At 45.8% G+C, this 15,711-nt stretch carries 8 protein-coding genes; 5 read left to right on the top strand and 3 right to left on the bottom strand.

Annotation, left to right across the window (positions count from 1 at the left end):
* Both VL525_RS16545 and VL525_RS16540 read left to right on the top strand, forming a co-directional pair.
* A complete protein-coding gene (locus VL525_RS16545; RefSeq protein WP_325388151.1) occupies nt 1–1,152 on the top strand; it encodes a DegT/DnrJ/EryC1/StrS family aminotransferase in 1,152 nt (383 codons plus the stop codon).
* Between the two features lie 301 nt (nt 1,153–1,453).
* Nucleotides 1,454–3,400 (top strand): nucleoside-diphosphate sugar epimerase/dehydratase, encoded by a 1,947-nt coding sequence (locus tag VL525_RS16540; protein ID WP_325388150.1) that lies wholly within the window; start codon nt 1,454–1,456, stop codon nt 3,398–3,400.
* A 61-nt stretch (nt 3,401–3,461) separates the two neighbouring features.
* Here the strand turns inward: VL525_RS16540 and VL525_RS16535 are convergent, their stop codons facing one another.
* Together VL525_RS16535 and VL525_RS16530 are read right to left on the bottom strand one after the other, a co-directional pair.
* Nucleotides 3,462–3,941: a nucleoside deaminase gene (locus VL525_RS16535; protein ID WP_325388149.1), complete on the bottom strand. Its 480-nt coding sequence runs from the start codon at nt 3,939–3,941 to the stop codon at nt 3,462–3,464.
* A 65-nt stretch (nt 3,942–4,006) separates the two neighbouring features.
* Entirely contained in the window at nt 4,007–4,597 is a 591-nt protein-coding gene (locus VL525_RS16530) for an OmpH family outer membrane protein (protein WP_325388148.1), read from the bottom strand.
* Between the two features lie 174 nt (nt 4,598–4,771).
* On the opposite strand from VL525_RS16530, the gene gyrB reads away from it, so the two are divergent.
* Together gyrB and VL525_RS16520 are read left to right on the top strand one after the other, a co-directional pair.
* The gene (gyrB, locus tag VL525_RS16525; protein ID WP_325388147.1) at nt 4,772–6,730 is read left to right on the top strand and encodes a DNA topoisomerase (ATP-hydrolyzing) subunit B; all 1,959 of its coding nucleotides are present in this window, start codon (nt 4,772–4,774) and stop codon (nt 6,728–6,730) included.
* 362 nt (nt 6,731–7,092) lie between these two features.
* Nucleotides 7,093–11,421 carry a GDSL-type esterase/lipase family protein gene (locus VL525_RS16520; protein WP_325388146.1) on the top strand — a complete coding sequence of 1,443 codons (4,329 nt, stop codon included), beginning with the start codon at nt 7,093–7,095 and terminating at the stop codon, nt 11,419–11,421.
* A gap of 99 nt (nt 11,422–11,520) precedes the next feature.
* Here VL525_RS16520 and VL525_RS16515 read toward each other — a convergent pair whose 3' ends face one another.
* Nucleotides 11,521–11,946, bottom strand: coding sequence for an aspartyl protease family protein (locus VL525_RS16515; protein WP_325388145.1), 426 nt, complete (start codon nt 11,944–11,946; stop codon nt 11,521–11,523).
* Between the two features lie 151 nt (nt 11,947–12,097).
* Between VL525_RS16515 and dnaE the strand changes: the two genes are divergently transcribed.
* Nucleotides 12,098–15,682, top strand: a complete 3,585-nt coding sequence (gene dnaE / locus VL525_RS16510) for a DNA polymerase III subunit alpha (protein ID WP_325388144.1) — start codon at nt 12,098–12,100, stop codon at nt 15,680–15,682.
* Nucleotides 15,683–15,711: the final 29 nt, after the last annotated feature.

Here is a 15,711-nt window from a genome sequence, read left to right as displayed (position 1 = left end):
ATGAATACAAAAATATGGCTTTCGAGCCCGCATATGGGCGGCGGTGAGTTTGAGTTTGTGAGGGAAGCATTTGATACTAACTGGATAGCACCGCTGGGGCCGCATGTGAACGGTTTTGAGCACGATCTGCAGGCGTTTACCGGGGCAAAACATGCAGCCGCGCTCAGTTCAGGAACTGCCGCTTTGCATCTTGCGCTCATTATGCTCGGCATAGGCCCCGGCGATGATGTAATTTGCCAGAGTTTTACATTTTCGGCATCTGCCAACCCAATTGCATACCAGGGGGCCAACCCGGTCTTTATCGACAGTGAGCCTGAAACCTGGAATATGTCGCCCGAACTGCTGGAGCAAGCAATACAGGATGGAATAGCTAATGGTAAAAAAGCAAAGGCAATAATACCGGTGCACTTGTATGGAATGCCTGCAAAAATGGAACAGATATCGGCGATAGCTTCGAAATATGGAATTCCGGTGATCGAGGATGCTGCGGAAGCGTTAGGATCGACCATTAATGGAAAACCTGCCGGAACTTTCGGCCTGATGGGGATATTGTCATTCAATGGAAACAAGATCATCACTACAAGTGGTGGTGGGGCATTGATATCTGATTCGGGGGATCTTATTGACAGGGCCCGTTTCCTGGCGACGCAGGCGCGCGACGCGGCCCCGCATTACCAGCATTCGCAAATTGGATATAATTACCGGATGAGCAACGTTTGTGCGGGGATAGGACGCGGACAAATGCAGGTATTAAGGGAGCGGATAGCACAACGCAGAAAAGTATATGACTACTATGTCGAAAATCTTTCGGACATAGCAGGTATCAGTTTTTTACCCGAGCCGGCAGGAGTATTTAGCAATCGCTGGCTTACCACTATTATAGTGGACCCGCGAAAAACCGGTGGCATAACGCGCGAGGACATCAGGCTGTCGCTGGAGAGTGAGAACATAGAATCCCGCCCGCTATGGAAACCGATGCATTTGCAGCCAGTGTTCAGTGGCGCGCGCTCTTATGTCAATGGTGTCAGCGAGGATTTGTTTAATAATGGCCTGTGCCTCCCTTCTGGTTCCAATCTTACCGGGGCAGACCTGGACAGGGTGGTAAAAAATGTGAAAAGCGTTTACGCAAAAACAATACCGAATGAGGCTTAACAAGCTATCGGCAACAATAATATTACCTTCAACTAAAGATTTTTATAAGTATTTATATTTACTTTTGAAAAATATTATTTTAATAAGTATCTGTATACTTGTTCTTTGTGGTATTTATATTAAGTTTTTGGGTTTTTGGGGCTAAAAAAAACGAAAACTTTTATTTTACGCATGTGTTAACATTACTACCGTAAAATTCGTTAAACCACGCCGTGCCTGGTCGATAGTGTTGCGGTGTGTATTTATTTTTTGTTTGGTAAAAAAACGTTACTTTTACTACACATCCTCTGTTAGTTTATTTATGAAAAAATATTTACTATTTACCAGGGTGGTTCCAAGATGGTTGATAATGCTTGTCGACCTTATCATTGTAACCTGGTCTTTCTCTACTTCTTATTTTATCGTCCAGCGTTTTGAATTTGTTAATATTCTACGTGGTTATTTCTTCATTTACACTGGTCTTTATTGTGGTATTTCAACACTGGTGATGTATGCCCTGCGCACACATACCGGGCTCATCAGGTATTCCAATACCCGCGATGTTCTCCGTATATTCAGTTCTGCATTTTTAACAAGCCTCATCTATCTTTTGGTGATCAACGTTTGGGTGGTGCATTTGATCAAGGTTAACCTTGTTACAGTTAACCTGGTGTTGCTTGTTAACTTTTCAGTGTCGAGCACTTTGCTTATCCTGCTGCGTACCATGGCCAAAAGCGCATTTTTCTACCTTAACTACAATAGCAACGCAAAAAGGACCATTGTGCTGATTTACGGTTCAGACCATAATGCCGTGCTGGTAAAGCAGGCCCTTGAAGCAAGTGCGAAAACCAATTTTTCGGTAGTTGGTTTTGTGGACGATGGGGGCAAAAAGATCGATAAGGAAATTCAGCAGGTACGTGTTTATCACATTGATAAGCTGGCAAAGCTGAAAGAAAAGCACAATGTGGATAAGCTGATCATTATGAACCATGACCTTGATGCGCAAACCAAAAAGGCTGCACTTGAGAACTGCCTTGCGCTGGGGATACAGGTAATGACCGTTCCCCCGTCAGACCAGTGGATATATGGTAAACTGAATTTGCAACAGATACAGGACTTAAGAATAGAGGATTTGCTGCAGCGTAAGCCTATCCAGATAGAAACGAACAGGATATCAGAAGACCTGTGCGGCAAACGTGTGCTTGTTACGGGCGCGGCCGGTTCTATCGGGTCGGAGATCGTTAACCAGGTATTGAGCTATAAGCCAGCAATGGTGATTTTGTGCGACCAGGCTGAGTCCCCTTTGCACGAAATGAAACTGGAAGTTGAAGATAAATTTCCAAATATCTGTACCAAAATATTTATAGCTGATATCCGGAATTATCGTCGTATGTACAAATTGTTTGATGATTACAGGCCCGAGGTAGTATTCCACGCGGCCGCATACAAACATGTGCCGATGATGGAAGAAAACCCGTCTGAAGCTGTTCAGGCAAATGTATTGGGCACCAAGCACGTTGCCGACCTTTCAGTACTGTTTGGTACAGGTAAGTTTGTGATGGTATCTACAGATAAAGCGGTTAACCCGTCCAATATTATGGGTACTACCAAACGTATAGCAGAAATATATATTCAGTCACTGAAAGATAGCCCTGCAAATAATAAACACGGGGTGCCGACCACGCGTTTTGTTACAACCCGTTTTGGCAATGTATTGGGTTCGAACGGTTCGGTGATACCGCGTTTCAGGGCGCAGATACAAAAGGGCGGCCCTATTACGGTCACCCATCCCGATATTACCCGTTATTTTATGACCATACCTGAAGCGGTACAACTGGTACTGGAAGCAGGCACTATGGGAAGCGGTGGTGAGATATTCATATTTGATATGGGTGAGCCGGTGAAGATAACCGACCTGGCGCTAAAAATGATCAAATTGGCAGGCCTGCAACCCGAAAAGGATATAAGGATAGTTTATACAGGGTTAAGACCAGGTGAAAAGCTATACGAAGAACTGTTGAATATGGGAGAATTGACAATGCCGACCCATCATCCGAAGATCAAAATAGCCAAGGTGATCACCTATCCTTACAAACAAGTAGTAGAAGATATTGAAGAGCTGCTAACGCTGAACAAACATCATGACGATATGGCGCTGGTAAATAAAATGAAGGAAATCGTGCCCGAATTTATCAGTAAGAACTCTCATTTTGAATTCCTGGACAATATAAGCGGAGACGAGGAAGAGATCGGCGTACTGATCAGCTAAGATATTGCGATGTATTATGATTTACAAAGCGCTTTCGAAACGGAGGCGCTTTTTTTGTTGGTCAATAGTCAGTTTTTGATCCGGATGACTGCCATAATTTGAAAACAGGTAATGCTTCGTCGTGCAATAGCTGTGTGATTTTCAATTTACGTTCGGCCAGGGGTAACCCGATCTCCCTGTAAATAAAATGATCGTCGAACCCTATATCAGCTGCGTCGGTTTTGGTATTAGCATAGTAAATAGTATCGATACGCGCCCAATATATTGCCCCAAGACACATGGGACAAGGTTCACAGCTGGTATAAATGGTACAGCCGCTCAGGTCATAAGTGCCTAATTTTTTACAAGCAAGGCGTATAGCCGATACTTCTGCGTGCGCGGTCGGGTCGTTTTGAGGCACAACCTTGTTGGCGCTTTGGGCAACGATCTGTCCATCTTTTACAATTACTGCACCAAATGGCCCTCCGGCAGCCTCCTTCACATTTTGTTCGGACAGTTGTATAGCAACCCGCATAAACTTTTCATGCTCCTTCGTTTCCATTTGGTACAAAAATAAAAACCCCGGTTTAAAACCAGGGTTTTTATCATATTATTCAGAAAAATAATTTATTTCTTTTCTTTGGAATAGGCGTCGTTCAATTTCTTTACGAAGTCTCCGGTCACATCAAGGCCGCTGTCGCCGTATAGTAATTGCGTGTTGCCTGTTTGAAAGGTCAGTATAATTTTGTAACCATTGTCCTTAGCATATTGCTTGCTGAAAGCGTACACCTTGTCATACAGTTTTTTACTTTCATCAGCAGTTTCGTTCTGAAATTGCGCGCCGGCATTTTGCTGGTATTGCTGAAATTCCTGGCTTTCGCGCTGTAAACGCTGTTCGGTCATCGAACGTTCATTGGCACTCATGCCGCCTACATTTTTTTGATATTCGGCTACTTCGCGCTGTATGGCCTGTTGCTTGGTGCCAACATCAGTTTTAGCTGCCGCACCTTTGTCATCAAGGCGTTTGCGCATATCCTTGGCATAATCATACTTGGCCATCAGGGAATCCTGGTTTACAAACACTACAAGAGAGTTTGACGGCGCAGCGGTTGTGCTTTGCGTTGATGAAGTTCCCTTATTCTGATTACATGCTGCCAGGCTGCCGGCAGCCAATATGGCGATGCTTAGTTTTGTTAAAGAGGATGCCTTGATTTTCATTTTACTGTTAAAAAATTTTGACAAAGATAATGTTTCATCTCAAGTATCCTAATGTTTATAAAAGCTTGCTCACAACGCCCTTATTTATCCACAGATTAACCTTAATGCGGGTTAAATTTCGTATTTTTGTACGTTAAAAGTCCCTGGACAAGGGGGCGGCTTTTTAATCTAAATATGAGCGAAGAAAATAAAGACAAATCCAATTATTCAGCGGATAATATCCAGGTTTTGGAAGGGCTTGAAGCGGTAAGAAAACGCCCTTCGATGTATATAGGCGATACAGGGGCAAAAGGCCTGCATCATTTGGTATATGAAGTGGTAGATAACTCGATAGACGAGGCGCTTGCCGGTTATTGTGATACCATCAACGTGTTCATCCACAAAGGTAATTCGGTAACGGTTGAAGATAACGGGCGCGGCATCCCAACAGGGATAAATACAAAAGAACAGAAATCGGCATTGGAAATTGTGATGACCGTACTGCACGCCGGTGGTAAGTTCGACAAAGACACTTATAAGGTTTCAGGCGGTTTGCACGGGGTAGGTGTATCGTGCGTTAATGCACTTTCAACCCATGTTAAAACGGTGGTTCACCGCGAAGGAAAAATATTTACACAAGAATACGAACGTGGCAAACCCATGTTTGACGTGAAGACGATTGGCGTATCAGACAGGACGGGAACTATACAAACTTTCCAGCCCGACCCGGAAATATTTACCCAAACTTTAGAATATAAGTACGAAACACTGGCAACCCGTTTGCGGGAACTTGCATTCCTGAATAAAGGGATCAAACTGACCCTTACAGACGAGCGCGCAACAGGTGAGGACGGTCAGTATCTGTCGGAAGTCTTTTTATCCGAAGGCGGCTTAAAGGAGTTTGTTAAATACCTTGATGGTACAAGGAACGCATTGATACCTGAGCCTATATATGTTGAAGGTATGAAACAGGGCATACCTGTTGAGCTGGCGTTGCAGTATAACGACACCTATTCGGAGAATGTGCACTCGTACGTAAACAATATCAATACCATTGAAGGCGGAACCCATGTTGCCGGTTTCAGGATGGGGTTGACCCGTACACTGAAAAGCTACGCTGATAAATCGGGTTTGCTGAAGAATGTTAAAGTTGATATAACCGGCGACGACTTTCGTGAAGGTTTGACGGCGGTGATCTCGGTTAAAGTGGCCGAGCCGCAATTTGAAGGGCAAACCAAAACCAAACTGGGTAACAGCGAAGTAAGCGGCGCTGTGAATGTGGCTGTTGGTGATATATTGTCGGCTTACCTGGAGGAAAACCCAAAGGAAGCGCGTATGATCGTCAACAAGGTGATACTGGCGGCTACTGCACGTGCTGCGGCCCGTAAGGCCCGCGAAATGGTGCAGCGCAAGAATGTGATGAGCGGATCGGGACTGCCCGGCAAGCTTGCCGATTGCGCCAATGGCGACCCAACGCTTTGCGAGTTATTCCTCGTCGAAGGTGATTCGGCAGGTGGTACCGCTAAACAGGGACGCAACCGCGAATACCAGGCTATTTTACCTTTAAGGGGTAAGATATTGAACGTGGAAAAGGCCATGGAGCATAAGATATATGAGAACGAGGAAATAAAGAACATGTTCACCGGCCTGGGGGTGAGTATTGGTACGCCGGAAGATGACAAGGAGCTTAACCTGACAAAACTGCGTTATCACAAGATCGTGATCATGACCGATGCCGACGTGGACGGTTCGCACATTACGACATTGATCCTTACTTTCTTTTTCCGTTACATGAAAGAACTGGTAGAGTTTGGGTACGTATATATTGCGACCCCGCCGCTGTACCTGGTAAAAAAAGGGAAAGAACAGGAATATTGCTGGACAGAGGCTCAGCGAGAAGCTGCTATACAACGACTTAAGGGCGCCGGTAAGGAAGATAGCGTTCACACCCAGCGTTACAAAGGTTTGGGTGAAATGAACGCCGAACAATTGTGGGAAACCACGATGAACCCGCAAACACGTACTTTGCGCCGCGTGAGCATTGAAAACGCTGCGGAATGCGATCATACGTTTTCCATGCTGATGGGCGACGAGGTTGCTCCGCGCCGGGAGTTTATCGAAAAAAACGCTAAATATGCGCGTATTGATGTGTAATTAATTCCCTAATCCGAAGTTTTTTTAAGCCCCGTCTGCCAAAAGCAAATGGGGCTTTTGATATAAAAAGACGGTTGATATAAGACGAGGACGGCTATGATTTGCAGAGGGTTATAATATGCTTGCCGGATGCCGCGAAAATGTGTGACAGCCTTTTGGCATAATTTTAGAAAATCGGATAGTGTAATAAATACGCTGGATAACGACAAGAAGTTAACTTCGTATTTGTTTGTTTAAACTATAAGTTATACATTTACAGCATGATAAGTTAAAATACAGGAACAATCAATATTGAAAATAGATTCACCGATCTCCTTATTCAATAGTTCCGTATTTACTTCTGCCAATCTAAACATGAACACATGATATCAATAAAAAGGATATTTATTCCGCTTTTTATTGCTCTTACTTTTTTAGTCCAAGCCGGATATGCCCAGTTGACCAATACCTCAAAGCGCACCATTGTGGTAATGGGGTCGTCGAGCGCCTATGGGTGGAAATCATCAGTTCAGGATTCTGCCTGGGTTTACCGTTTGCAAAAAGACCTCCATTTTTACGGCCGCGGCGATACGGTTATTGATATCGCTTTTCCGGGAAATACAACTTTTGATTGTTTACCAACCGGAGCTCCGTATGCCGCTGATGGCTATCCTTCAAATCCCTCGTATAACGTAACCAAGGCGCTTAGCTACAATCCTACCTTTGTCATCATCAGCCTGCCAACCAACGATGTGAGGAACGGGTATGCAAACTCGGAGGTTTTGGCCAATTATACAACCATAACCAATGCGTTAACGGCAGCTGGCGTCCCCTTTATCCTAACCGGAACGCAGCCCAGGAACCTTGCTACCGACGCGGGATGCAGTACAGCGTTCGACGGTGCGAGTGTATGCTTGTCGTCAGGTGGGCTATCGCCTGCCCAACAAGCTAATTTGGGTACGTTTAATGGTCTTTTGGCGGCACAATATCCTTTAAACGCGACATATAACACGCCTATAGTAAATAATTTCCTTACGCTGTTAAGTGTATCGTCCACGAATTTTGAGATCGCTCCGGCAATAGGTTATGGCGATGGTATTCACTATACAGATGAAGGACATCGCATAGTTTACAACACCTTCTTAAATTTTCAATTGTATAAAGACCTGGTTTGCTTTACACAAAGCATTAATTTTAGCCTTAGTGCAAAAGCTTTAGGCACGCCCGATTTCGACCCCGGTGCAACGGCCACCTCGGGTTTGACGGTAACGTATGCCAGTAGCAATCCCGCCGTGGCGACCATTGTTGCCGGCAAAATTCATATCGTTGGTGTAGGGTCTGCAACAATTACGGCCTCGCAATCCGGCAATAATCGTTACCTGGCAGCTCCTGACGTGACACAGACCTTAACGGTTACTTCGGCAACAACTGCCGTTTATGATTGGACAGGCGCCGTTAGCAGCGATTGGGCCAATGCCGGCAACTGGCAGGTAAGCGGCAGCGCGGCCACAGATTATCCGGGTGACGCGCAGTCGACCGACCAGGTGAATATTGGCGTTAACAATGATTATACCAATGCGCCGGTTGTCTCGGCGACGCTGCCCAATCTCATTGCTTCGCTAACTTTTGGCGACAGGCTGATCACGGGCGCAAGTACAACAACCAATACTTTAACGATTAATTCAGGAGCTACATTAACCGTTACAGGTCAGCTGCTTCAAAAGCATACAACGGCGGGCGTACTCAACTCGGGTAATACCAGTATGGTAAATGCTATACAAACTTATATCCAGGGCGGCGGCACTGTTAATTGCGGTAGCCTGGCCGTGGGCGACAATACCGCTCCAACGGCTGACGGTGTGGTTAATATTACCAAAGTTATACTGGGAGCGGCCGCCGGCGGGTCGACGATAACGATGAACATCACAGGCGACCTCAGCATCAATACACAGAGCCGCGACGATGCCGGCAACACGCAGGTATTAAGCAACAGCGATGCACAATTCTCATTGACACAGGGTACCCTGACCATTGGCGGGCAAATAAAATTAATTGACGCAGGCGCCAATAGCTTTACGGGTCTGTTTGAACCCGCATCAATCTTTTCTATCGATCTGTTTAATAATAGCGACAGCCCGGTGCTTAACCTGCAAAATGCACAGGCATTGAACTGCCAGAGCGGGAACGTAGGAAATAAATTTGATTTTTATAACGTAGTGCAAGCCGGTGGCAACGGAACATCCACGGTAAATTATACAGGTACCACCGACCAGGAAGTATATAATAATGTAAGCGGCTCTACGGTGGATAATTATGTTGATAACGACCCTCTCGACGATTTTGTGGTTTACCAGAATCTCGGGTTTTCCGGCTCGGGTACTAAAATTATGCACGCTGATTCACCAACGGGCACATTGATCGTCTCCGGTAATTTTACCCTGGCGCCGGGCACCGAAGTGGTTGATTTTGCAACCAATAATTGTGCGTTGCTTGTTGGCGGCAATTACACTACAGGAGCAGGTTCAATATTTAATGCGGGCACAAGGCCTATTTTCATAAGTGCATCGTTTAATAACGCAGGCACGTCAAATTTCGGTACCGCCGCTGTCACTTTTAACTCGGGAGCCGAGGAAATGCTTACTACGGTCGGTCCGCAGTTGTTTACCAACCTGGCTTTTGCCGGCGGGGGCATTTACGATATGAACGCAGGTAGTTTTCATATATCGAGCCAGGGCGTATTAACCATGAGCAATTTTTCGCAACTTAACGCAAACGGCAAGTTAACACTTAATTCGGATGCGGACGGTTCGGCAACTGTTGCAGCTATCCCGTCCGACTGCGCCATAAACGGTGTTGTCGATGTGCAGCGTTACGTAAATGCCTATCGGAGCTATCGTTTGGTTTCATCACCGGTTACGGATACAACTTCTGCGGGCGATGCTGCGACGGATACCCACGGCAACAAGGTATACAGCATAAATTATTTACTGAACAATACCTACCTGACCGGAACAGCCGGTACGCCGGGCGGTTTTGACAAAGCAGGCAACCCGACGCTTTATCTTTTTCGCGAGAACCTGGTACCTAATAATTCAACATTTACAAGCGGGAACTTTAGGGGCATAGGCTATATAAGCAATAGTCCAAGCTATACCATTGACAATGACGGACAAAATTATAGCATACCTATAGGCAACGGCTATTTATTTTATTTCAGGGGAAGCAGAAATCAGAAGACGCTTACCGAACTTACCACCGCAGGGGCAGCCGCAACCGACGACACCCTGAACGCAAAGGGTCTTTTGAACCAGGGAGCGATAACTGTGAGCCATTGGTATACAGGAACGCCTGAACTACTTTACTCCGTTACATCGGGCAATGCGGCAATAGAAGGGTTTAATCTCGTGGGTAATCCTTATGCAAGTTCGATTGATTGGGACACGTTTAGCGACTCGAACCCATCGTCGCCAATATATGGCCCCGGTCTTTCGCCAATAATAGCCCTTATGAATCCCACCGGGCAAACTTCCAGCGGTAACTATGGGTACTACGCGCCGGGTGTAGGCGGTACCAATAATGCCACCAATATCATCCCCAGCGGGGTAGGGTTTTTTGTGCAGGCAACCCCTGGTGGTACCAATACGCTTACATTCACCGAGGCCGCAAAAACAAATACGCAACCGGCAGCCATCAGCTTATTTATGGCCAAAAAGCCGCCTGTGGGCAATACAAAGCAGTCGATACGTTTGCTGATGTCGGCAGATTCGGTAAATACAGATGAAACTCTTATTAATTTCAGCTTTAATACAAAGCCCCAATATGATTTAAAAGAAGATGCACGTTACCGGAATGGTACGGGTAAGGTTAGTTTGGCAAGCATGTCGCGCGACCAGGTGCCGTTAGGTATTAACCAGATGCCATGGTCAAAAAACCGTACGATACCATTGAAGGTTTCGGCAACAGTAAGCGGTAATTACAATTTAGCATTGAAAAGTATACAGGGTATACCACAGTTATATACCGTAGCGCTGAAGGATGCTTATACAAGGGATTCCGTTGATCTGCGAAAGGCCGCTACCTATAGTTTTGCCATTAATACAGCAGATACGACCACTTTTGGAGCAAGTCGCTTTAGCCTGGTAATAAGTGAAGATCCGGCTAAGCAATGCGAACTGCTGAGCTTTGATGCTCAACGGACAGGTATAGTGCCACAGGTACAGCTGCAATGGAAAACTAAAAACGAAGCCGACTATACCCGGTTTACGGTTGAAAGAAGCACCGATAACGGCAAAACTTTCAACGTGCTGACAGGGTTCACATCAACCGATGCAGGTAATTATAGTTACCTGGATAATAATCCTTCGTACGGCACAAATCTTTACCGCCTGAAACAGGTAGATATCGATAATAATGTCACTTATTCGCAAACGCAGAAAGTGGATATTATAAACCGCGATAACCGGGTAGTTTGCGTTTATCCAAACCCGGCCAAAAATTCCATCAACTTATGCATTGTAACCAAAACCAGGGATGTTGACCGGTATAATATCCTGGTGACCAATAGCTCGGGCGTAATTGTGCGGCAGGTACTATCGTCCAGGGCCGACTGGCAGTCGAATATAAGCAGCTTGCTTACAGGAACTTACCTGGTACGTGTGCTGAACAGCAAAGACAGGAGCCTGGTTGGTGAAGCTAAATTTGTGAAGTTATAATTAATTGCTTTTAAAGGCGTTTAACAATCAATCCCCGCCCTTAAGGGGAGGTATATTGAAAAGGCCCCGTCCAAAATAAAAGGATGGGGCCCTTTTAGTTTACCGGGTATGTCCGAGCGTTAAGGTTCCGGCGCCATAATCTATTACCGCTTTATATTTCATCAGGATATCGCCCCCCAAAACACCTAATACCTCGGGGTGGTTCAGTTGGCGGTATGCGATATTGATGGTGGAAAGATCCAGCACTGCTACTTCAAACTCATCAATTTGCAGATCGCCTATTTTCATATCGCGGATGATAGCGGTTGAGGATGCCATATCGTTAGTGCCGAGGCCGGTTGACAGCCTGTCACTTACCTCCAGTTTTGCATCCTCATTCAATAAAGCGCCATGATCGAATGCTGTTTTTGAAGCGCCGGTATCCAGCACAAGCGTAAATGGTTTGCCAAAAATAGAGACCTCCACCAGCGGATGATAGCCATCCTCATGAAGGTCGATTATATGCAGGGGAACCGTTGTCGTCATGCTGCAATGATAGGATTTATTTTAACAGCCAGCCAACAGGAATTCATAATTAAGATGTTAAGATCAGGATAAATGTGGATTAAATGTACTGCTTAATTTCCTGTGATTTTTTAGATTTGTAATCCACAGGGAAAGTTGATCCAGATTAGTTATGCCAGATTTTTCACACTTACACGTACATACCCAATTCTCGCTATTAGACGGGGCCGCCGATATATCCAAGCTGTATAAAAAAGCGGCTGCCGACGGCATGAAGGCCCTGGCCATTACCGACCACGGTAATATGTTCGGCGTGTTTAAGTTTGTGGCTGAGGCTGGTAAGCATAATGTTAAACCCATTGTAGGTTGTGAGTTTTATGTGGTTGATGACCGCCATAAAAAACAATTCACCAAGGAAAAAAAGGATGTTCGCTATCACCAGCTTTTGCTGGCCAAAAATGCCGAAGGCTACCGTAACCTGGTAAAGTTGTGCTCGCTTGGTTATATCGAAGGATTATACAGCAAATGGCCCAGGATAGATAAGGAACTTATACTGAAATATCATAAGGGGCTGATAGCCACTACCTGCTGCATTGGTGCCTCGGTTCCGCAGGCGATATTGAAAAAGACCGAAGAGGAAGCCGAAGAGGAATTCAAATGGTGGCTCGACCTGTTTGGCGAGGATTATTATATCGAGGTGCAACGGCACAATATTCCTGAGCAAGAAATTATTAATAACACGCTGGTTAAGTATGCTAAAAAGCATAATGTAAAAATGATCTGCTCGAACGATTCACATTATGTGGATCAGCAGGATTCGAATGCACATGATATTTTGCTTTGCGTGAATACCGGCGATATGCAAAGTACGCCTATAGCCACGGATGAGGAAGGCGGAAAGGGCTATCGCTTTGGTTTCCCCAACGACCAGTTCTACTTTAAAACGCAGGCTGAAATGGGTAAACTGTTTCATGATCTGCCAGAATCACTCGATAATACCAACGAGATAGTTGACAAGGTGGAAGTACTGAAGCTGAAGCGGGATATCATGCTGCCAAACTTCGTGATACCCCCGGAATTTAAGATACATAATACGCCCGACGCAGATACGCTGAACCAGTGGGAATACCTGAAGCACCTGACCTTTGTTGGTGCGAAAGAGCGCTACAAAGAGATCACGCCTGAGGCGGAAGAACGTATCAATTTTGAGCTGTTTACTATCCGTACCATGGGTTTTGCCGGGTACTTCCTGATCGTGGCCGACTTTATTAAAGAGGGGCGCAATATGGGCGTATTTATTGGTCCGGGCCGTGGCTCGGCGGCGGGGTCGGTGGTAGCTTATTGTACGGGTATTACTAATATCGACCCGTTAAAATACAACCTGCTGTTCGAAAGGTTTTTGAATCCGGACCGTAAGTCGATGCCCGATATTGATACGGACTTTGATGATGCCGGGCGCCAGAAGGTTATCGATTACGTAGTTGACAAATACGGTAAGAACCAGGTAGCGCAGATCATCACTTATGGTTCCATGGCTGCCCGTACCAGTATACAGGATGTGGGCCGGGTACTGGATATGCCGTTGTCCGATGTTAACGCACTGAAGAAGCTGGTTCCCGAAACTTTGGGTATCACTTTGAAGGGAGCGATAGACCAGGTGCCCGAGCTGAAAGAAATTTACAAGGATCCTGGCATCAAGGGCATCGTACTTCGCGAAGCGGAAAAATTGGAAGGGTCGGTGCGTAATACGGGTGTTCACGCAGCGGGTATCATCATTGCGCCGGACGACCTGACCAATATTGTTCCGGTAGCGACAGCAAAGGATTCGGACCTGCTGGTTACACAATTCGATGGTCGTGTGATTGAAGATGCCGGCGTTATCAAGATGGACTTCCTGGGGCTAAAAACGCTCACCATTATTAAAGATGCGTTAAGGCTTATTAAGCAAAATCATGATGTCGATATCGATATAGATTATATATCGCTGGAGGATGAGAAAACCTTTGAGCTATATCAAAAAGGCGATACCAACGGTACTTTCCAGTTTGAAAGTGACGGTATGCAAATGTACCTGCGCGACCTGAAGCCGGATAAATTTGAGGACCTTATCGCCATGAACGCGCTTTACCGCCCGGGGCCGATAGAGTATATCCCCAACTTTATCAAGCGTAAGCACGGCCTGGAGCCGATCACCTTTGACCTGGACGACATGGAGGAATACCTGGGCGAAACCTACGGCATTACGGTTTACCAGGAACAGGTGATGCTTTTATCGCAGAAACTGGCAGGCTTTAGTAAGGGTGACGCCGACGTGCTGCGTAAGGCGATGGGTAAAAAGCAGATAGAGGTACTGAATAAAATGGAGGCCCAGTTTATGGAAGGGGCGGCGGCGAAAGGTCACCCTAAAGATAAACTGACCAAGATATGGACCGACTGGAAAGCTTTTGCGCAGTACGCCTTCAACAAATCGCACTCTACCTGTTACGCCTTTGTAGCTTATCAAACGGCTTATTTGAAGGCACATTACCCGGCCGAATATATGGCCGCGGTATTGAACAACCAGAATAGCATTGAAAAGATATCCTTCTTTATGGAGGAATGCCGCAGGATGGGTGTGCCGGTGCTGGGGCCGGATATTAACGAATCGGACATGGCGTTTGCCGTGAATAAAAAAGGCGAGGTGCGCTTTGGCTTGACCGGCGTTAAAGGTGTTGGCGAAAAGGCCATTGAAAGTATTATAGAGGAGCGTACGGCGAATGGCCCGTATGAAAGCATTTATGATTTCGCACGGCGGTCAAATGTAAGGGCGGTGAACAAAAAATCATACGAAAACCTGGTTTACAGTGGCGCTTTTGATGAATTTAAGTATAACCGTGCCCAGTTTTTTGCCAAAACGGAGAATGGCTTGCTGAATGGTATAGAGCGGATGATCAAATATGCCAACGATTACCAGAATACCCAAAGCAGTTCGCAGGCATCGCTGTTTGGCGGCGGGGTAGCTTCTTACATTCCAGAACCGCCATTGCCGGAGGCTGAAGAGTTTCCGCTGATAGAAAAGCTGAAATACGAAAAGGATGTCATCGGTATATATCTGACCGGGCACCCGCTGGATAATTATAAACTGGAGCTGCAGCGTTATTGCAACAGCACGGTAACAGACCTGGTTACTATTCAAAAAGCCAGGTCGGGCGAAGGCGGCGATGATATTAAAGCTGCGTTTGCCGATTTACGTAAAAAAGGAGAGTTGTGTGTGGGCGGGCTGGTATCTAACGTTCAGCATAAAATGACCAAAACGGGTAAGCCTTTTGGCACATTTGTGCTGGAAGATTATAATGATTCTTATGAATTTGCGCTGTTTGGGGACGATTATGTGAAATTCAGGAACCTGTTGGTAAATGATTATTTTCTGCAACTGAGGGGTAGCATCGAGGAGAAATTCAGGCAGAAGGATAATTGGGATATGCGCATCAATTCGATCGTGCTGCTTACAGAGATCAGGGATAAAATGGCCAAATCGATGACCGTGTGCCTGGAACTGAACTCGGTGAATAACGACCTGATGGATTGCCTGCAACAGATAGTGGAAACCAATAACCAAAAATACCCGGTTAAAAACTGCACGCTCCGGTTTATGGTGAAGGATATCGAGGAAGCATTACTGGTTGAGCTGCCATCTAAGACCTTCAAAGTAAACCCCAGCGACGACCTGCTGGAAGAGATACATAATTTGACGCATGTGCAGCCGATGTTGAATTAGTTGTTGAATTTGATCTGTTATCGTAAATT

It is taken from the genome of Mucilaginibacter sp., assembly GCF_035492695.1.
Taxonomy (GTDB): domain Bacteria; phylum Bacteroidota; class Bacteroidia; order Sphingobacteriales; family Sphingobacteriaceae; genus Mucilaginibacter.
Note: the sequence above shows the minus strand (reverse complement) of the source record. Positions and strands in the feature narration are given on the sequence as shown.

Excerpts from the sequence above, each read along its gene's own strand:
- VL525_RS16545 (WP_325388151.1), top strand. The coding sequence starts at position 1 with ATGAATACAAAAATATGGCTTTCGAGCCCGCATATGGGCGGCGGTGAG.
- VL525_RS16540 (WP_325388150.1), top strand. The coding sequence starts at position 1,454 with ATGAAAAAATATTTACTATTTACCAGGGTGGTTCCAAGATGGTTGATA.
- VL525_RS16535 (WP_325388149.1), bottom strand. The coding sequence starts at position 3,941 with ATGGAAACGAAGGAGCATGAAAAGTTTATGCGGGTTGCTATACAACTG.
- VL525_RS16530 (WP_325388148.1), bottom strand. The coding sequence starts at position 4,597 with ATGAAAATCAAGGCATCCTCTTTAACAAAACTAAGCATCGCCATATTG.
- gyrB (WP_325388147.1), top strand. The coding sequence starts at position 4,772 with ATGAGCGAAGAAAATAAAGACAAATCCAATTATTCAGCGGATAATATC.
- VL525_RS16520 (WP_325388146.1), top strand. The coding sequence starts at position 7,093 with ATGATATCAATAAAAAGGATATTTATTCCGCTTTTTATTGCTCTTACT.
- VL525_RS16515 (WP_325388145.1), bottom strand. The coding sequence starts at position 11,946 with ATGACGACAACGGTTCCCCTGCATATAATCGACCTTCATGAGGATGGC.
- dnaE (WP_325388144.1), top strand. The coding sequence starts at position 12,098 with ATGCCAGATTTTTCACACTTACACGTACATACCCAATTCTCGCTATTA.